The sequence below is a fragment of the Kribbella sp. NBC_01510 genome (assembly GCF_045040325.1).
Classification (GTDB): Bacteria; Actinomycetota; Actinomycetes; order Propionibacteriales; family Kribbellaceae; genus Kribbella.
On sequence record NZ_CP109418.1, the window covers coordinates 5,377,301 to 5,395,883 of the forward strand.

The window sequence follows — 18,583 nt, forward strand, 5'->3', positions numbered from 1 at the left end:
GGCGGCAAAGTCGATCGGGTTTCGAGGGCCGTCCCGTTAGGTTTGTTCGATGCATGGTGGACCGGCGACGGTAGAAGCACTCCTGATCACTGGAACCGTTGGCGTCGGCAAGACGACAACCGCTCGGGTGATCGGTGAGCAACTGCAGAAGCTGGGGATCCCGCATGCGGTTATTGATCTGGACGAGCTGGCGCGCGGATGGCCAGCCCCGGCCGAGGATCCCTTCAACATGGAGCTCGAACTGACCAACTTGGCCTCCGTGGCGAAGAACTACCGTGCTGCTGGGGCGATGCGTGTGGTCGTTTCTGGAGCAGTTGAGAGCCGCGCCGCCGCACGCAAGTACGAGTCGGCCATGGCGATGCCGATGAAGCTGTGTCGGCTCAAGACCGATTTGGAACTCGTCCGGGCGCGGCTGACTGAACGGCACGTGCCGGGACCCGATCGGGACTGGCACCTTCGGCGTAGTGGCGAACTGGATCTGATCTTGGACGCAGGTCTGGATGGAGACTGTGTTCTTGTCGACCCGGGGCTCGACGCGCCGACACAAGTGGCGCGACGCGTGATGCGGGCGATCGGTTGGGCGCACTCGGCCTGACGGCATCCCGCAGCGACGAGTTGTCGCATCAGATGCAACTCATCGTCCTTTACCGGACATAAGACCTGCTATCGGCTCTCGAAGCACGGGGGTTGCATCTAATGCAGAGACTCCCGTCTGGTCGCGATTTCGGCTTTTCGAGGCGATGGTTGACGGCTGGCGTAGGCAGATGCTCGCTCGGGGGCCTGGGCAGCCGCCCAGGACCAGCACGAGCACCCACGAACCCCGCCGCACCGGCAGCCGCAGCCAGCGAAAACCAAGAGGGTGGATCTTCAGTGAAGATCCGGCTGGGCCTCGGTCAGTCGATGCCTTCGACGATGCGGAAGTCGCGCTCGACGCCGTCGGACAGGGCGACCAGCGCGTCCTGGTAGGCCGCACTGTCGTGCGCCGCGACGGCCCGCTCGAAGCTGTCGAACTCGATCAGGACGGTGCGCTCGGCGATTCCGGCGTCATGCGCCACGACTCGACCGCCACGGACGAAGGTCCGACCGCCCCCGGCCTTCACCGCCGGGGCGGCCAGCTTGTTGTAAGCAGCCAGCTTGTCAGGGTCTGAAATGGTGCGGTAGACGCTGACCCAGTAGCCCTTGGGCATGGAACCTCCAGTGTTGGGATGAGTACATCTGACTTACGGGTTGGTCTCGGACGAGCGTCGGCGGGCGAGAGCAAGGCTTGTCAGCGTCGTGATCGCCATGGCGCCGATGCCGACCAGCGCCGCGGTGGTGTAGGCGCTGTCGTCGGGGAAGAGGTGGCCGGGGCCGGTGCCCGCGGCGAGGATCAGGCCGCCGATGGCGCTGCCCAGGGAGTACCCGACGCTGCGGACGACGTAGTTGAAGCTCATCGCGCTCGACGTCTCGCTCTTGGGGGTGACGGCCAGGATGACGCCGGGCATCGCGGCCGAGAAGCCGCCGACGCCGAAGCCGAGCACGCCCATCGCCGCGAACAGTTCGGCCAGGTCCGACCGGGCCGCCGCGAACAGGGCGAATCCGCCGCCGACCACGACGGCGCTGCCGGCCAGGAGCAGGGGGTCGGCGATCCGCGTCCGGACCCGCGGCGTGAGCTTGCCGGCGACGAACCCCAGCACCGAGAACGGGATGAGGACCAGCCCGGCGACGAAGGTCGTCAGCCCGAAGCCGTAGCCGGCGCCGTGCGGCGTCTGCGCGTACCGGGTGATGAGCGTGAGCAGGAGGTACATGCCGATCCCGCCGACGAACATGGCGAGGTTCGCCCCGGCGACCGCCGGGTGCCGCACCGCCCGCACATCGACCAGGGGCGTCGTGCTACGCAGCTCGATGACGGCCCAGACGCAAAGCAGCACCACCGCGACGACGGCGAGGCTCGCCGCCACGGCGAGGTGCCGGCTCCATAGATTCCGTTCGCCGGCGAGGAACAGCACCAGGAGCAGCGCAGCGGCCAGGACGACCGCGCCTGCCACGTCCACGTGGGCGGAGCGGCCTTCGGGGGCTTCGGGCATGGAGCGCCACGCGGTCAGGAGGGCGGCGGCGGTGATGACCAGGCCGAGGCCGTAGGCGGCCCGTACCCCGCCGAGCTCGGCGAGCAGTGCGGCCAGTGGGTAGCCGACGCCGGCCCCGATGATCGAGACCACCGAGATCAGGGCGATCACGGCCGCGCTGCGCGCCTCGGGGAGGTGGTCCCGGGCCACGCCCATCATCAGCGCCGTCAGCCCGAGCCCGACGCCTTGGGCGGCCCTGCCGGCCAGCAGCCACGCGAACGGCAGCGGCAGCACGGTGAGCGCGCTGCCGGCGACGACGACCGCCAGCGTGGCGAGGATCGTGGCCCGCCGGTGCGGGCCGGCTCCGAGCCGGCCCAGGACCGGCGTGGCGACGGCGCCGCTGAGCAGCGCGACGGTCAGCGTCCACTGCGCGCTGCCGAGCGAGACGTGGAACGAGGTCGCCACGCTGGTGATGAGCGGCGTCCCGAGGCTGGCGACCGCCGCCACGACCAGGGCGATGAACATCAAAGCGGGGACCAGCGGCCGCGCCTCGGAACGCGCCACCGGGAACGCCTTCACCCCGCCGACCGGCTGCCCGGTCACTGCTTCGGCCCTTCGCGGTCCTGGCTTTCGAGCTCTGCCAGATGCTTCAGCGCCGGAAGGGCCGCCACCAGCGCCTCGACCTCGTCGCCGGTGAGCTCGCCGATCAACCGCTCGAACGCGTGGACGCCCGCCTGGCGCCGCGTCCGGACATAGGAGGCGCCGGCCTCGGTCAGGCACACCAGCGTGACCCGCTTGTCGGACGCGTCGCCCCACCGCTCGACGAGGCCGGACTCCTCCATCACCCGGACCAGGGCGGTCATCGCGGGCTGGGTGACGCCCTCGACCGCGGCCAGGTCGGTGATGCGCCGCGGGCCGGTCCGGTCCAGGGTGGCCAGGGTGGCGGCGGACGTCAGGCTCATGTCCCGGGGCAGGCGTCTCACGGCCCTGGTGGCCAGGCCGTAGAGGGTTGCACCGATGGCGGCGGACGCGCCAGGAGTGGTGTCTTGACGACTCATGCTCGAAGCATAGCAGTTTTATATTCACAGTTTATGGAAGTGGTCGGACGTCACGGGCAGACCCCCAGCGGTGGCAACTCCCGTCACTCCAACACCCGCCGGTACCAGTTGCGGCGACCCGTCAGACCTCAATCCGCCGGCTCCGGTTTCGAATGCGGCGTCTTCCGGCCAGCGCGCCTTGGGCCGCGTTGGCAGGTCGAGCCGCCTCAGCGAGCCCGGTCGCGTTCGTGGTGCCGGTCGTGGTGCGAAGTGGTGTCAATGCATGCGGGATATGAAGTCGTGGCGCGATCAGGATGAAAGCAAAGTTGCTGGTCGGGACCATGTGAAGCATTGTCGTTCCTCCTCGTAATGAGAAGGTCGTCAGTTCAAGCTCGACACGTGGCCAGCCGGCGGCGCTGTCGTCGACGCGGACCCGAGCTTGGCGGCGGTGAGTCCCAGAGGAGGCTCGGGGTAACCTCCGAGTTCGACATGCGCAGGGTCAACCGGAGCGAAGGAGCCGATAGACATGCGTGAAGCGGATGCCGACATTCCGGTCGTGTCGCTCTCGGATGGCGTGGTCACTCTCCGGCCTTGGTCGAGAGATGACGCCGGGTTCATGGCGGAAGCATTCGCCGATCCAGCGATCCGACGCTACAACGGGGCCCACGACCGACTCGGACGACCGGCTCCGCCGCTCTCGATCGAGGAAGCTGAAGCGATCATCGACGAGTTCGCGTCGAGCTGGCGGGCATTCGTCGCGACGGAGCCACCAGTTGGTGTTGCATTCGCGATCACGGATGCAGCCTCTGGTGGCCTGGTCGGCTGCTGCGGCGTCGATGACTGGACGAAGGAAGACGTAGCGCAGTTCGGCTACTGGATCGGGCCGAGCGTGCGAGGGCGCGGGTACGCGACTCGGGCGGTGGTTCTGCTCACACGGTGGTTGTTCGAGCTCGGCGCAGCTCGTGCCTTCCTGACGGTCGAGGCGGACAATGAAGCGTCAGCTGCGGTGGCCCGCCGAGCGGGGTTCGTGCACGAGGGAACGATGCGCGCACACAGCGTGTGGCAGGGCGAGCGCATCGACGTGATGTGGTTCGCGGCGCTGCCGCACGAATGGACGATGCGCGAGCCGGACCCAACGTGATGTGCAACGCGATCGGAGCCGGGCTTGTCGAGTCCTTCGGCGAGGGCAACGAGTCGGTGATGTACGCAATGGCCCGAAGGCAATACCTGACCCCAACGACCTGCACCGGCGAGCGACGATGAGCACCTCGTCGACGACCTCCGGAGCACAGGCCAGCGGGTCGCGATCAGAGTGCCTGCCTCTACGGATCAGAAGGTGCCGGCTGCGCCTGGCCGGAGCCGACCAGGCGTGAGCAGTGTCCTGGGGTGGTCGAGATGCGTGGCGGCACGTGCTCTGGGTGGCCGTGCGATCGGCGGACTCGCTGGGCAGCGGGCTATCTGGTGACGGGCTACCCACAGGCGCGCAAAACGGGGAGGCTGTCGACATGACCGGTAGGGGACGTACGGGCACCGGGGAGAGCAGACTGCCGCCGGGCCGGATGACCGAGGCGGAGTTCCGCTCGCTGTACGAGCAGCTGCGCAACCAGCGGCCTTGGGGGTCTGACGACCGGCGAGGGGCGTTGAACTACCTCACTTCCGCCGGAACCATGGCCGGCGCAGGTGAAGTCAGGCTGGGTCGGGCAGTCTCGCTCGCCGCACCGGTGGAGGGACGGGTGACGGCTGACGACCCCGAACCCGCCCGGCACCAGATGAAAGGGCCACCGGCCGCGGAGGCCGGCCGAGGCGTCGCGTTCGGCATGGACCGGATCGAGATGAACATTCACGGCAACGCCGACAGCCACCTCGACGCCCTGTGCCACGTGATCTTCGACGGCGAGCTGTACAACGGGGTGCCCGCGGACACCATCACCGAGAGCGGCGCGACCGAGCTGTCCGTCGGAGTGGCCGCCGACGGGATCGTCGGCCGCGGGGTGCTCCTCGATGTACCACGGTCTCGCGGGGTGGCCTGGCTGGACCCCGGCGACCATGTGACCGTCGACGACCTGCTGGCCGCGGAGCGCGACGAAGGCGTCCACGTCGGCCGTGGCGACATTCTGCTGGTGCGGGTGGGTCACCGGCGGCGGCGGGAGGAGCTCGGGCCCTGGGATGCGGCCGCGGCCCGGGCCGGGCTGCACCCGGAGGTGATGCCGCTGCTGGCCGAGCGGCAGATCGCGGTCCTGGGCGGTGATGGGAACAACGACACCGCGCCGAGCCTGACCGACGGGGTGGCCTTCCCCGTCCACGTCCTTGCCATCAACGCGCTCGGCGTGATGCTGCTGGATTACCTCCAGTTCGATGACCTCGTGCGGATATGCGAGGAAACGGCGCACTGGACCTTCCTGTGCGTCATCGCGCCGCTCCGGCTGCCGACCGCGACCGGGTCGCCGATCAACCCCATCGCCGTACTGTGACCACCCACGCGCCCGAGGCCGCGGAGTGGTCGACGGCCACGGGGTAGCGCTTCGGGCCGGAGCGGGCCTCCCGTACCTGGCAGGACACGCTCAGATACTCGGCGCCGTCCGCATCGTCAGGTACTGCGTGACTCCGGCGACACGGCGTTCGATGAGCCGGACCAGGAACGGTGCTGGGCGGAGTTCGGGGTCGGTGACCAGCTCGGGGTCAACCAGATGCACGACCTGACCACGGGTCTTCAGCGAGCACGAACCGGCCGCGAGGATGTTCTTCACCCACTGCGCCTCGGACCCGTACGTCAGAAAGAAGAAGTACCTGTCGTCCCGCCGGAACACGTTCAGCGGTGTGCTGTAGATCCGCCCGCTGCGCCGTCCGCTGTAAGTCACGATCCCGAACCCCGGCAGCCATCCCGCGACATGTCGCGACACAGGATTCACGTACCGCGTGGCGACATGCCGGAACCGCCACACCCGCGTCCGCCCATCTGCGCTCATGCCACCACGCTACCGAGACCTGCCGGGCGTGAGTACGTCGTCAGACCCAGCCGGTGACGGTTGCGGAGTTGCTGACGCAGAAGACATGGCGTTCGGGATCCTCGGCGGCTGGCTCTGATCACTCCAATTGACCCATGTCACCCCCTGGTTCGCACCACGGATAGGCGTCAGAAGTCTGGGTTCGAAAGGGATTCTGGCCGCGCCAGTTGATTCTCTTTGACGCGATTTCGCACCACGATTGATCCCACGGCGCCGGACAAACAGCGGCGATGGAGTACTAGGCCGAATCTGGGACGATCCCCCCGGCGAATTGAGCACTATTACTCAGCCCGCTCCGGCGTCTCCGCGCGCAGACTGAGCTGAAGCCGTGCTGCGTGCGTCAAGAGGGCAGGTCTGGGGTGCACCACGGATCATGGCCGGTCGCCACCGCCGGTCCCTGGAGCATCGTCGACAGGGGAGGAGCGCAGTCGGCATGACTGTGCGGGCCAAGCAAGCAAAGATGTTCGTCGCCGCGGTCGTGCTCGCCGTCGCGGCAGCAGGTGGTTGTGGCGGGCAACGATCAGTGGGCGGGTCTGCGTCGCCTTCGGCAACGGTGCCGCCTGATCTGGTCAAGATGCGCGGAACGGCTGCCGACGACGCCGGGTCGTACGAGTTGATCGTGGACGGAAACAGGCGGTTCCGGCAGACGCTACTCACTGGACCAGACGCCGGCGCATACGTCGTGTGGGACGGCAAGGTGTTGCTGTCCTTCGACCCGCAGAGCGATCCGAAGTACCAGCGGCAGGACAACCCGAGCCAGGACGAGTTCCCCCGAGCCACGTTCTTCTATAGGCCCGGCACGAAGGAGTTCGCCGACATGTGTGCCGCAGCGAAGCGGCTGGGCACGACGACACTGTTCGCCAGGACAGCGGTGCGCTATCACTGCGACAAGGTGGTGACGGCTGAGGGCTCGCCGGTGGAGCCGATGGACGCGCGAGAGATCGCTCTGGATGAGCAGACCGGTCTGGTCCTGTCGAGCGGCGGCCCGGACAAACTGACCGAGGTGACGTTCGGCCCTGTGATTGCTCCTGACACGTTCTCGACGAAGATGCCAGCCGGCGGCGACAGTCCAGCGCCAGGCAGCGGTCCATCCGGACCAGGGCCGGCAAAGACCGAGGCCCGGCTCCGCCAGATCGCGACCACCACGACGACACCGATCTACTACCTCGGCGCCGAATTCCACGGATTGCCGCTGGAGGACGCGATCATCTTCACCGGGGACACCGAGGCGCAGGGTGATACCTCCCTCGACCCCGGCCAGTCATTGAACGTCGGCTACGGATCTTCTTGCAGCGAAGGCTCTTGCAGCTCAGGTATCGAGGTCGGCGCCGAGGAAATCCCGCTTGGCGGGAATATTGTCGGGTGCTCACGACTGACCCCGATTCACGGCGTACCAACCGTCTCCCTCGCTGGTGACTCGGTCGTCCTCTTCACTGGCCCGCTCGCCATCCGCGTCGGTACGACGCCCGGCGACGTCGAACTGGCCGCGCAGGCCGCGAAAGAACTGCGCCGGGTTGGTGAGTCGGCCGCGGCAGGGACGTTGCCACCTCCGCCGGCGTCGAAACTCAAGCTCATCGACGCCGCATGCGGCCGCCGCCCAGGCGAGCACGGGCCGGGCCTGTACGACGATCCGGCCCTCAACCCGGCTTCCGACGGTATGCCGGCCTTCACCGTGCCGCGTCTTGGCGGCGGACAACTGCGCTGGGCCGACTACGACGGGAAACCGGTCGTCGTGGCCGCCGGCGACGTCACCGACGTTGCCCCCGCAGTCCGTCGTCTGGCCAAGCTCACCTCCGGCGGCAAGTCGCCAACCGTGATCGGCCTGACCTGGGACACCGTCGGCGACAAGGAGCATCCCGCGCCGACAGCCGAGATCCAACGGAAGGCCGGCCACCTGCCGGTCCCGGTCGGCTACCCGGCCACTGAGCCTGCCGTATGGCTCAGCGACGCCGCGGGCATCGATCCGAGCCAGTCTGGAGTGATCGGATTCCTCGACAGCAAAGGCATACCGTCGACCTTCCTGCCGACCGACGCCTCCGACGCCGAGATCCGCGCCGCCCTCCGGCAACTTCACTAGTCATCTCGCACCGTCGTTCGCCGGGACGCTGCACCGCGTGCTGGAGCCTCCATCGTCTTCGCCACCGACAGGAGCAATGCCCTGACCGAGCGGGAGACCCCGGCTCACCAGGCGGGTAGTCCATCCGCGAGTCGATAGCGGGCATTCGCGGTGATGAAGGGTGTTGAGCAGTCGGACGGGGCCCGATTGGTCAGCGCCTCGGCGTGCGGCGTGGGGTTTCTTGCCTACGGCATCTATTTCGGGTTCATCCGCCAGGGCGAGAGCTACTGGATGTTCTTCCAGGCCTTCTTCCTGCACGCACGTCTGGTGGTCAACTTCGTCCGCGCCGCCATCGCGCGCCGCGCGGAGCGACTGCAAGTGAAGCAGGACTGAGGCACCAAAAGCAGCCACCGCCGAGGGGCGGCGGCTGCTTTGGGCTACTTCAGGTGGTAGGCGGAGGTGACTGTTTGGTCGGTGGTGTTGTTGTCTCGGTCGGTGAGGTGGGCTCGGAGGGAGACGGTGGGGCCGGCCGGGGTGGAGAAGGTGGCCGCGTAGCCCGTCGGGGTTTTGCGGATCTTGGTTGTGGTCCAGGTGGTGCCGTTGTCGCCGGACACCTCGACCTCGAGGGACTTGAGGTGCTGGGCGCCGTCGATCGTCAGTGGCCCTCGCCCAGGGCAGGAACGGGAGTTGAAGAGCCGCGAGAAGGGCGGAAAACGGAGGTAGCGGAACCATCGGATGTCCGCACCGGCTTAGCTGAGGCGGACGAAGACCCGTTCGGGAGCGGCGACGCGATCGCTGTGGCCTAGTTGACCTGCGAGGCGTGCGCCGCCTACTGTCCGGCCAGCTTGGCCACGACCGGCGCGAGTGTGTCGGCAAAGTCGGCGCCGATGACGAAATAGGAGAAGCCGATCTCCTCGCGACGTCGTTGGATTTCTTCGGCGGCTGCCGCAGGGTCACTCGGAAGTATGACGAGCGAGTCGGCCGCGCGAAGCGCTGCGGTGTCGAGGTTGGGCGGCGCCATGAACGGAGCGACACCGTCACCGACAGCGGCGACGTGCTGGGCGAGTTCGATGTCCCGGCCACCAGGGAAGTCGCGTACCCGGTTCGTGGTTTCGACCCGATCATCTTCCGGCGAGAGTACGAACGTGACTGCGTCAGCGACTTCGAGCGCCAGCGCCTGCGACTTCGGTCCGCTCACCGCCATGACAACCGGCGTGTGCAGATCGGCGCCGTCGAACCTACGCAGGGCGGCCACGGTCTCGCGCATCCTGGCACGACGCTCAGCTGGGGAGACGGCAGGACGCCCCAGTTCGACTTCGATCCCGGGTCGGCCGGCGCCAATGCCCATTTCGAAGCGACCTTCCGTGAGTACTGAGAGTGAGTGGGCCTCCCATGCTGTGCTCCATGGTTCGCGCAGCGCAGCGGCATAGACCCACGAGCCGATCCGCAGGTCAGCGAGCGCGGCAGCGGTTGCCAGCGTGGGGCCAAGTGCTGGTTGCCATGTAGGGACATCGGGCATCAGCAACGTGGAGTAGCCGCTGTCGGCGATGCGGCGCACGCGGTCTCGCCACGTCGGCAGGTCAGAACCGATCGGCGCAACGACCCCGAATCGGAACGGTTTGGTTACCCGGCTGGCCTGGTCGTTCATCGTGGTTCTCCTTGAGGCTGGGACCTTGTTCGGTCCGGTTGCTCTATCCACGAACCCGCCTCCCAGGATTCGACAACCCCGCCCAAGAACGTCGACACTTCGATCGGAGATGAACCGCCGTGGTCGGCGATCAGTCTCCAGATCGCAAGATCACCGGGCATCTTCCGTCCCGGAAACTTACCCGACGAACGATCCCATCCACTTCCAACTGGTACCGGCGGGTGTTGGAGTGACGGGAGTTGCCACAGCTGGGGGGTCTGCCCGGCGCCGGAGGTCCAGGTGGGCGGCCGGTCGGCTGAACCGGCTGGCCGACCAGTTCCATAAACGATGGTACCGTGATACGCGGTTATCGCCTGATGATCGAAAACACCTCGAAAGACGCATGGTTGCTGATGGCAAAGATGCGGAGGTGCTACACCTGAACACCACGAGCGAGGGCAGGTAGACGAACTCATGCAACTGGCTACCGACACGATCCGAGCCGCCGTCCGCACCGCACTGTCGGAGGACCACGCAGCAGACGATGTGACCACTCGATGGAGCGTCCCTGAGCAAATGGACGTCGAGGCAGTGATGATCGCGAAGCAGCCGGGACGAGTAGCGGGCCTACCACTGACAGAAAGCGTGTACGACGCGATCGACCCGTCCGTCGCGGTGCGACCGGCCGTTGCCGACGGCGACCCGGTTCGCGCCGGGCAGCAGCTCGCGTGGATCAGTGGACCGGCGCGCTCGATCATCACCGGCGAGCGGGCGGCGTTGAACTTCGTCCAGCGGATGTCGGGCATCGCCACGCTGACCTCCGCGTTCGTGGCCGCCATCGGGCAGCACGAGGTGAAGCTTCTCGACACCCGTAAGACAGCGCCCGGCCTCCGGGCTCTGGACAAGTACGCGGTGACCTGCGGCGGCGGAACCAACCACAGACTCGACCTCGCCGCAATGGTGCTTCTGAAGGAGAACCACCTGGCTGCCGCAGGTGGCGTCCGCTCAGCCGTCCGAAGGGTCCGCGACGGCATGGCTGCGACCCGCCGGCACCTGGCCGTCGAGGTCGAAGTCACCACCCTGGCCGAGGCCTACGAGGCATTGGACTGCCAGGTCGAGTGGATCATGCTCGACAACATGTCCACCGACGTCATCAGGTCAGTGGTCGAGCAGCGTGACGCATCCGGATCCGGATGCCGGCTCGAGGCCTCCGGCACCATCAGTCTCGAGACTGTCGCCGACATCGCCGCCAGCGGAGTCGACGCCGTGTCCGTCGGCGCGCTGACGCACTCGGCACCGGCGCTCGACACCAGCCTGCTGATCAGTCCGTTCGAGCCTCAGGAGCAGACTGTGCGGCCGTGAGCCGGATCATCGAGGTGGGCGCAGTACGGCGAACGGGTCGGTCACCGTCAACTCGCGGGCCACGAATTTGTAGACCGCGGCGGGGCGCCCGCCGGACTGTCCGGGCCGGGCGGTCCGCTCGGTCGGGCCGATGACCTGTCGCCGGGTCAGAACTCGGGTCAGATTGGTCGCGCCGAGCTCATAGCCCAAGGCGGCACTGAACAGGTCGCGTAGCTCGGCGATGGTGAACTCAGCCGGAGCCAGAGCGAACCCGATGTTCGTGTACGAGAGCTTCGCCCGTAGCCGCCCCACGGCCGCGTCGATGAAGTAGTGGTGGTCGAACGCCGTACGCGGCAACTCGTCCACCCGGTGCCAGGCCGTGTCGGCCGGCAGATTCGGTTGTACGTCGGACGGAACGAGCCCGAGGTACGCGGTCGCGAGGACCCGCGCCCGCGGATCTCGATCGATCGCACTGTGGGTGGCCAACTGCTCCAGATGGGCGACATCACGCACATCGACCTTCGCCGCGAGATGACCGGTGATCGCCTCCCTGAGCCGTTCCGTGGGCTGCACGCCACCCCCGGGCAGCGCCCAGCGATACCTGAACGGGCTCTGCCCGCGCCGCCACAGCAGGACGCACAGATTGCCGTCACGGACGGAAAGCACCACGGCCAGCACCTCGTGCGGATAGCTGGGGATGTTGACCGGATCACTTTTCTTGGCGACGGGCATGTCGCCGATGGTACCGTCACCCTAGTTATCGCCTAATGGGCGAAAACCATCCGAGGGAAGGGAACAGGCAATGTCCGTTGCCCAGAGCACTGCGACGACCTGGTCGGGAGAGGTGCGACGCCTGGCCCACGAGCGGGACGCGGTCGTCCTCGCCCACAACTATCAGGACCCCGCGATCCAGGATGTGGCCGATCATGTCGGCGACTCGCTCGAACTGTCGCGGCTCGCCGCCAGCACCGACGCATCGACCATCGTCTTCTGCGGCGTGCACTTCATGGCCGAGACCGCGAAGCTCCTCAGTCCGGACAAGACCGTGCTGATCCCCACGGCCCAGGCCGGGTGTTCGCTGGCCGACACGATCGACGCCGATCAGGTGCGCAAATGGAAGGCCGAGCATCCCGGGGCTGCGGTGGTTGCCTATGTCAACACCAGCGCCGCGGTCAAGGCGGAAGCCGACGTGTGCTGCACGTCGTCGAATGCTGTGGACGTGGTGGAGTCGATCCCGGCGGACCAGCCGATCCTGTTCCTGCCCGACCAGTTCCTCGGCAACCACGTGCGACGGCAGACGGGGCGCGACAACATCCACGTGTGGATGGGTGAATGCCACGTCCACGCCGGGATCAGTGCGGCCGATCTGCGGGCCCAGGTGGCGGCCGATCCGACGGCCGAGGTTCTGGTGCATCCGGAGTGCGGCTGCGCGTCGTCGGCGATCTGGCTCGCCGGCGTCGGTGATCTGCCCGCGGACCGGACCCGGATTCTCTCGACCTCCGGGATGCTCGGCGCCGCTCGCGACATGACCGCGAAGACGGCGCTGATCGCGACGGAGATCGGCATGCTCCATCAGTTGCGCAAGGTCAACCAGCGTACGACTTTCCGGCCGGTGAACCCGAAGGCCTCGTGCCGCTTCATGAAGATGATCACGCCCGAACTGCTGCTGCGGTGCCTCCGTGAGGGCCGCGACGAGGTGGAGGTGCCATTCGACGTGGCCGAGCGCGCCCGGCAGTCGGTTGAGCGGATGGTTGCCATCGGCAGACCCGGTGGTGCTCGGTGAGACGATCCGCCGACGTCGTCGTCATCGGCAGCGGTGCGGCCGGCCTGTCGGCCGCCCTGGGCCTCGCGGCGACCCGGAACGTACTCGTTGTCAGTGCCGGTTCCGGGAGTACACCGTGGGCACAGGGCGGGATCGCCGCCGCGTACGGCGACGACGACCCGTTCGACCACGCCCACGACACCGAGATCGCCGGCGCAGGATTCTGCGACCCGCGCAATGTCCGCGCGCTCGTCGAGGAAGGTCCACAACGCCTGGCCGAACTGATCGCCCTGGGCGCTCGTTTCGACCGCGACAGCGACGGTTCACTGTCGAGAACCCTCGAAGGTGGCCACGACCGCCACCGGGTTGTCCATGCCGGCGGCGATGCCAGCGGCGCCGAAGTTCATCGCGCACTCCACCAGGCAGTGCAGCTCGCCGGCGTCCGGACGGTGACAGGACGGGCCGTCGGCCTGATCAAGTCGGGCTCCGGACACATCGCCGGCGTACTCGTCGAGGAGGACGCGGACGTCAGCCAGATCGACGCTCGCGCCGTCGTGCTGGCCACCGGCGGGATCGGCAACGCCTACCTGGCCAGCACGAATCCGTCGACCGTCCGCGGCGACGGCATCGCCTTGGCGCTGCAGGCCGGGGCGTCGCTGGTCGACATGGAGTTCGTACAGTTCCATCCGACCGCACTCTTCACCGGCGACAGCACAGGTCAGCTCCCCTTGGTCACCGAGGCCGTCCGCGGTGAAGGCGCCGTACTCCGTGACCTGCGCGGCGGCAGGATCATGACCGACGTGCACCCGCATGCCGACCTCGCTCCGCGGGACATCGTTGCCCGGGCCATCGAGTCGACGATGCGACGCGACGGGTGCGAGCACGTGTGGCTGGACGCCCGGTCGATCCCGGAGGACACCATCTGCCGGCGGTTCCCGACCGTCCTGGCGTCCTGCCGGCGAATCGGCGTCGACATGCTGAGCGAGCCGATCCCGGTAGCCCCGGCCGAACACTTCCTGTGCGGCGGAATCCGGACGAACCGCGACGGCGCAACCGATGTGCCGGGTCTCTACGCCGTCGGCGAGGCCGCGGGCGGTGGCGTCCACGGAGCCAACAGACTGGCATCCAACAGCCTGCTCGAAGGCCTGGTCTTCGGGCGGCGTGTCGCCACGGCTCTGACCCTCGACCTGCCCGCGGAGTCGTACGGGCAGCCCAGTTGGCTGACCTTGGGAGAGGACCGCGAACCGGACAGGATCCGGGCGATCCTGACTGAACACGCCGGTATCCGCCGCGACGGCGCCGGATTGCAGACCGCCCTCGACGAGCTCGAGTCGGCGGGAGACGGCCCCCTGGCGACGGTGGCGCGAACGGTCGTCGCGGCAGCGATCACCCGGGAGGACAGCCGCGGGTGTCACTGGCGCTCCGACCACCCCCGTACCGACGAACGGTGGAACCGGCATCTTGTCATCCGTCTCGACGAGGAGGGTCGCCCAGCTGTGCGTCAGCTTCTCCACTCAGCCGCAACCTGAGCTCCGCGTCGGGTACTCCCTGGGCAGCGCCATCGGCGCCATGGCGATCGCGACGCTGTCAAGCCTCGCTGTCGCCCGCCGACGCTCGTCCGAGACCAACCCGTAAGTCAGATGCACTCATCCCAACACTGGAGGTCCCATGCCCAAGGGCTACTGGGTCAGCGCCTACCGCACCATTTCAGACCCTGACAAGCTGGCTGCTTACAACAAGCTGGCCGCCCCGGCCGTGAAGGCCGGAGGCGGTCGGGTCCTCGTCCGTGGCGGTCGAGTCGTGGCGCATGACGCCGGAATCGCCGAGCGCACCGTCCTGATCGAGTTCGACAGCTTCGAGCAGGCCGTCGCGGCGCACGACAGTGCGGCCTACCAGGACGCGCTGGTCGCCCTGTCCGACGGCGTCGAGCGCGACTTCCGCATCGTCGAAGGCATCGACTGACCGAGGCCCAGCCGGATCTTCACTGAAGATCCACCCTCTTGGTTCTCGCTGGTGCAACTTGCCCGGAGCAACAACACACACACCATCCCACGGCGCGCCACCGATGCGGGCCCTGACCTGCAACGACACCGAAAACGCGACCAGACGGGAGTCCCTGCATCAGATACAACCCCCGTGCTTCTGGCGCCGACAGCCGGCCTGATGTCAGGTCAGGAGGGCTCGCCCGCGAGCACGCTTCGCCGGTGAATGTTTGACTTGTGTCCGATCTTGCCGCTGGCAAGATGCTGCGCACGGCGGGACTCCCGAGTGTCGTGTTTGGTAGCTTCTCGGCGTAGGTTGGAGGCACCGAGGAATTCCTGCGCGCTGACTCCGCTCGGCGTCGCCCCGGCGAACCGTTTGAAGCCGGCTGTGACTGCGCTGGAGACAGGCCATCGAGGATGACAATTCACGATCCTTTGATCCCCGAGGGCGTCTCCAACCCGCCACCAGACACGGACGTTCCCGCCGGCCCGGGGCCAGGGCGCTCGCACGTTGGCGGGGTCGTGGCCGGATCGCTGGCCGCGGGTTTCGTTGCGGCGGTGATCCTGCCGTTCCTCCCAGTCGGCACGGTAGATGTGGACTTCGCCACCGCCATGGTGCTGTTCGGTTTTGCGCTCGGGTGGGCGCTGATGGCGGTTCTGTCTACTCGGTTCACCGATCAGCCACAACGCTGGGCCGTGGCGCCGGCGATCTTCATGGCGTTGTCCGGGGCGCTGGTGCTGTTGGCCCCGGACGCGATGGTGGATGCGCTGGGGTGGGTCTGGCCGCCGGCGCTGGTGGTCTTGGTGGTCTGGGCCTGGACCCGCGCCAGGCGCGCGCTGCACAGCCGGACCAGGGTGTGGCTGCTGAACCCGGTGCTGGTCATCCTGGTGATCTTCGCCCTCGGCGGAGCGTACGAGACGATCCGCCAATCGACCGAACCTGCGGTCGCCATGCGCGGTCAGCTCGTCGATGTGGGACCGTACCGACTCCACCTGGAGTGCACTGGCTCACGCGGCCCGACCGTGATTCTTGAACCGGGTGGCGGCGGCTCCGCGGCCTCGATGGGGCTGATCGCACCCGCTGTGGCCCGCGACAGCAGAGTGTGCGTGTACGACCGGGCGGGGCGTGGCTGGAGTGATCCTGCCGCGAGTCCGCCCGATGGTGCGCAGATCGCCACCGATCTGCACAATCTGCTGGATCGCGCACACGTTCCGGGTCCGTACGTACTGGCCGGGCATTCCTTTGGCGGCCTGTACGTGAGGACGTACGCCGCGAAGTATCCCGAGGAGGTCGCCGGTCTCGTGCTGGTCGACTCCACCGCCGCCAAGAGCACCCCGGTGTCCCCGCAGAAGGCGAGTTCTTACAGCGTCTTGAAGCACCTGTCCTCGCTGGTCGCAACGACCTCTCGGCTGGGGGTCGGGCACCTTGTCGCCGACACCGGTTTCTCGGATCTACCGCCCAGATACCGCGACGATGCGCGTGCAAGTGCCGCCACCGGGAAGGAAATGAGTGGCTTCCTCGACGAGTTCGGCGTCGCGAACCGGTCCGAAGCCGAGGCCGGGGAACTCCGCAGCCTCGGTGCGAAGCCACTGGTCGTCCTGACCGCCGAACTCGACAACGCCAAGGGATGGATCGCTGCTCAGAACGAGATGGCCACGCTGTCGACCAACAGCCTTCATCGCGTCGAGTCGGGGTCGACCCACGCTTCCTTCGTGGAAAACCCAGCTCATGCCGACGCGGTCACCAAGGCGATCCACGACGTGGTCGTATCCGTGCAGACCGGGGAACCCCTGAAGGGTCCCTGACGCGGCATTCGCCGTCCGCAGATGCGAAAGGTTGGCCGAACGGATGATGCCGCAGACATCGGCGCCGACCGCGAGCGCGACTGGTATGCGACACGCGTGATGCCGAATTGGCTCAGAGAGGTATGTCAGCTCGAGCCCCGAGCCTGCGGATCCAGGCATCGTATGGGAGGTCGTGGGAGCCGCCATCCGACTCCTGGGCATGGACGCATGTTCCGTTCCCGCCGGAGGCGGTCAGGGTGTAGCGGGTGTTGTATTGACCGGACGAGCTCTGGGTGGCGACGTTCATCCTGGGCGCCAATCCATCGGCTGCCGTGTCGCACAGATAGACAATGTCGCGGTATTCCTCGATGCACACCGTGCCCCCGTTTGCGGAGTCTGTGGCGATCCCAGAACCCGCCCGAAGCCCACTCGACACCAGCCACGAGGACCCTCGGAGAACCGCATCCGGCAGCGCCAGCGGGCCAAGCGACGTACCCGCGAAGCACCACCATCACGAAGCCGGCCCCACCGACATCCCGACGTCGCCATCACTGAACCCTATGAATAGCCGGGGCTTGTCTGGATACGGTGCGCGCCGATTGTCCGAGCGCTCGCCGTTTCGTGCCGTTGTCCGCTGGGCCACACTTGAGTCATGGCGAAGTGGTCCCCCCTCCGCGAGGCGCTCGCATCGGTCGACGATCGAGTCACCTACACGTGGGGTGAACTCGACGAACTCGTAGGTGGGCTACCGCGCTCGGCTTATGATTACGCCGCCTTCTGGAAGGGCGACCGATCGGGATGGCCCGGCTTCACAACGATCGACGTCCGGGTCGGGGACTCCGTGACCTTCGTACGACGCTCCGGGGGGCAAGCCGTGTCTCCCGGCATGTCGCCGACACTCCGATCGGTCCCCAGCACTTCAGATTCAGCGGACCTCGTTCTCGTCGGGTGCGTGAAGCAGCAGCTCGACCGTCCCGCACCAGCCCAGGACCTCTACACGTCCGCGCTGTTCCGGAAGGAACGCGCCTATGCTGAGGCTTCCGGCGCTGCCTGGTTTGTTCTGTCAGCGAAACATGGGCTCGTCGCGCCAGAAACCGTCCTGGAGCCATACGACCTGCGCCTGTCCAAGACGTCGCGTCAGTATCGACGCGCATGGGGCGCGCAGGTCATCGATCAACTCAAGGACCAGGTGGGGCCGCTCGCCGGGAAGGTCATCGAGGTTCACGCCGGCGCGGCATACTGCGAGCCGATTCGGGATCAGCTCCAAGCAGCTGGAGCACAGGTCGTCGAGCCGCTTTTCGGGCTCACGATGGGCCGGCAGCTGGCTTGGTACCGCGAGTCGAGACTCGACGCGTCTGACACACAGCGTGCTCTACCGCTTTCCGCAGTGGTGGATCTCGTCAAGCGTCTCGGCCCGGGCGGCGGCGCGCGGACGCCCGGTGAGGTCCCAGTCACCGGAGTCACCGAGTTTCGGTCGCCTGGGCTCTACAGTTGGTGGGTCGATCACGATGGCTCGCGCGACCTTACGGCTGGGCTCGGTCAACCGGTCCACCCAGGCCTGATCTACGCCGGGCTCGCTGGTGCCACGCGGCCACGCAGCGGGCCAAAGTCGAGCAACACGCTGTGGGGCCGCATCCGCGGCATGCACCTTGGTGGCCGCCATGACTTCTCGACCTTCCGTCTGAGCCTCGGATCAATCCTTGCAAGCGCTCGCACGGAGACAGAGATTGACGAAGAGCGCTTAACCGCATGGATGCACGAGCACCTGCGGTTCGTGACAATCCCTGTTGATGATGGTGACGCCCTCGACGGACTGGAGAGCGCCGTTCTCCGCGAACTAGACCCACCGCTCAACCTCGACAAGATGCCGCCGAGTCCGATTCGCGGGCGACTCACGGAACTCAGACGGCAGTACGGCCGCAAGACGCGATCACGCTGACGCG

Annotated in this window: 18 protein-coding genes; 11 read left to right on the forward strand and 7 right to left on the reverse strand. The window is 67.3% G+C overall.

Annotated features, from left to right (window positions below; translation table 11 throughout):
* Positions 1-49 precede the first annotated feature (49 nt).
* On the forward strand, positions 50-595 hold the full coding sequence (locus OG558_RS27065; RefSeq protein WP_405065524.1) for an adenylyl-sulfate kinase: 546 nt from the start codon (positions 50-52) through the stop codon (positions 593-595).
* A gap of 298 nt (positions 596-893) precedes the next feature.
* Here OG558_RS27065 and OG558_RS27070 read toward each other — a convergent pair whose 3' ends face one another.
* Genes OG558_RS27070 through OG558_RS27080 form a run of 3 tightly spaced genes read right to left on the reverse strand, consistent with a single transcriptional unit; the run spans position 894 to position 3,103 of the window.
* Complete coding sequence (locus OG558_RS27070) at positions 894-1,187, reverse strand: DUF1330 domain-containing protein (protein WP_405065525.1); 294 nt, start codon at positions 1,185-1,187, stop codon at positions 894-896.
* A 33-nt stretch (positions 1,188-1,220) separates the two neighbouring features.
* Positions 1,221-2,648, reverse strand: coding sequence for an MFS transporter (locus tag OG558_RS27075; protein WP_405065526.1), 1,428 nt, complete (start codon positions 2,646-2,648; stop codon positions 1,221-1,223).
* Positions 2,645-3,103, reverse strand: coding sequence for a MarR family transcriptional regulator (locus OG558_RS27080; RefSeq protein WP_329475420.1), 459 nt, complete (start codon positions 3,101-3,103; stop codon positions 2,645-2,647). The genes OG558_RS27075 and OG558_RS27080 overlap by 4 nt, the downstream gene beginning before the upstream one ends.
* Positions 3,104-3,608: 505 nt before the next feature.
* Between OG558_RS27080 and OG558_RS27085 the strand changes: the two genes are divergently transcribed.
* Together OG558_RS27085 and OG558_RS27090 are read left to right on the forward strand one after the other, a co-directional pair.
* Positions 3,609-4,223, forward strand: coding sequence for a GNAT family N-acetyltransferase (locus OG558_RS27085; RefSeq protein WP_405065527.1), 615 nt, complete (start codon positions 3,609-3,611; stop codon positions 4,221-4,223).
* A gap of 364 nt (positions 4,224-4,587) precedes the next feature.
* Entirely contained in the window at positions 4,588-5,553 is a 966-nt protein-coding gene (locus OG558_RS27090) for a cyclase family protein (RefSeq protein ID WP_405065528.1), read from the forward strand.
* Between the two features lie 90 nt (positions 5,554-5,643).
* On the opposite strand, the gene OG558_RS27095 is transcribed toward OG558_RS27090, so the two are convergent.
* Positions 5,644-6,048: a nitroreductase family deazaflavin-dependent oxidoreductase gene (locus OG558_RS27095; RefSeq protein ID WP_405065529.1), complete on the reverse strand. Its 405-nt coding sequence runs from the start codon at positions 6,046-6,048 to the stop codon at positions 5,644-5,646.
* A 472-nt stretch (positions 6,049-6,520) separates the two neighbouring features.
* Here OG558_RS27095 and OG558_RS27100 point away from each other — a divergent pair, with 472 nt between their 5' ends.
* Positions 6,521-8,164, forward strand: coding sequence for a hypothetical protein (locus tag OG558_RS27100; RefSeq protein ID WP_405065530.1), 1,644 nt, complete (start codon positions 6,521-6,523; stop codon positions 8,162-8,164).
* 150 nt (positions 8,165-8,314) lie between these two features.
* Positions 8,315-8,536: a hypothetical protein gene (locus OG558_RS27105; protein WP_405065531.1), complete on the forward strand. Its 222-nt coding sequence runs from the start codon at positions 8,315-8,317 to the stop codon at positions 8,534-8,536.
* Between the two features lie 44 nt (positions 8,537-8,580).
* Here OG558_RS27105 and OG558_RS27110 read toward each other — a convergent pair whose 3' ends face one another.
* A complete protein-coding gene (locus tag OG558_RS27110; RefSeq protein WP_405065532.1) occupies positions 8,581-8,757 on the reverse strand; it encodes a hypothetical protein in 177 nt (58 codons plus the stop codon).
* A 215-nt stretch (positions 8,758-8,972) separates the two neighbouring features.
* Positions 8,973-9,791, reverse strand: a complete 819-nt coding sequence (locus tag OG558_RS27115) for an LLM class flavin-dependent oxidoreductase (RefSeq protein ID WP_405065533.1) — start codon at positions 9,789-9,791, stop codon at positions 8,973-8,975.
* A gap of 453 nt (positions 9,792-10,244) precedes the next feature.
* On the opposite strand from OG558_RS27115, the gene nadC reads away from it, so the two are divergent.
* Positions 10,245-11,132 carry a carboxylating nicotinate-nucleotide diphosphorylase gene (nadC, locus tag OG558_RS27120; RefSeq protein ID WP_405065534.1) on the forward strand — a complete coding sequence of 296 codons (888 nt, stop codon included), beginning with the start codon at positions 10,245-10,247 and terminating at the stop codon, positions 11,130-11,132.
* Between the two features lie 6 nt (positions 11,133-11,138).
* Here nadC and OG558_RS27125 read toward each other — a convergent pair whose 3' ends face one another.
* Positions 11,139-11,843 (reverse strand): NUDIX domain-containing protein, encoded by a 705-nt coding sequence (locus OG558_RS27125; RefSeq protein WP_132195477.1) that lies wholly within the window; start codon positions 11,841-11,843, stop codon positions 11,139-11,141.
* 70 nt (positions 11,844-11,913) lie between these two features.
* Here OG558_RS27125 and nadA point away from each other — a divergent pair, with 70 nt between their 5' ends.
* From nadA to OG558_RS27150, 5 genes are all read left to right on the forward strand, one after another.
* Positions 11,914-12,894, forward strand: coding sequence for a quinolinate synthase NadA (gene nadA / locus OG558_RS27130; RefSeq protein WP_405065535.1), 981 nt, complete (start codon positions 11,914-11,916; stop codon positions 12,892-12,894).
* Positions 12,891-14,402: an L-aspartate oxidase gene (nadB, locus tag OG558_RS27135; protein WP_405065536.1), complete on the forward strand. Its 1,512-nt coding sequence runs from the start codon at positions 12,891-12,893 to the stop codon at positions 14,400-14,402. Before nadA ends, nadB begins: the two co-directional genes overlap by 4 nt.
* A 139-nt stretch (positions 14,403-14,541) precedes the next feature.
* Positions 14,542-14,835 carry a DUF1330 domain-containing protein gene (locus tag OG558_RS27140; protein WP_405065537.1) on the forward strand — a complete coding sequence of 98 codons (294 nt, stop codon included), beginning with the start codon at positions 14,542-14,544 and terminating at the stop codon, positions 14,833-14,835.
* 542 nt (positions 14,836-15,377) lie between these two features.
* Entirely contained in the window at positions 15,378-16,661 is a 1,284-nt protein-coding gene (locus tag OG558_RS27145; RefSeq protein WP_405065538.1) for an alpha/beta hydrolase, read from the forward strand.
* An 865-nt stretch (positions 16,662-17,526) separates the two neighbouring features.
* Positions 17,527-18,579 carry a DUF6884 domain-containing protein gene (locus tag OG558_RS27150; protein ID WP_405072221.1) on the forward strand — a complete coding sequence of 351 codons (1,053 nt, stop codon included), beginning with the start codon at positions 17,527-17,529 and terminating at the stop codon, positions 18,577-18,579.
* Positions 18,580-18,583 lie beyond the last annotated feature (4 nt).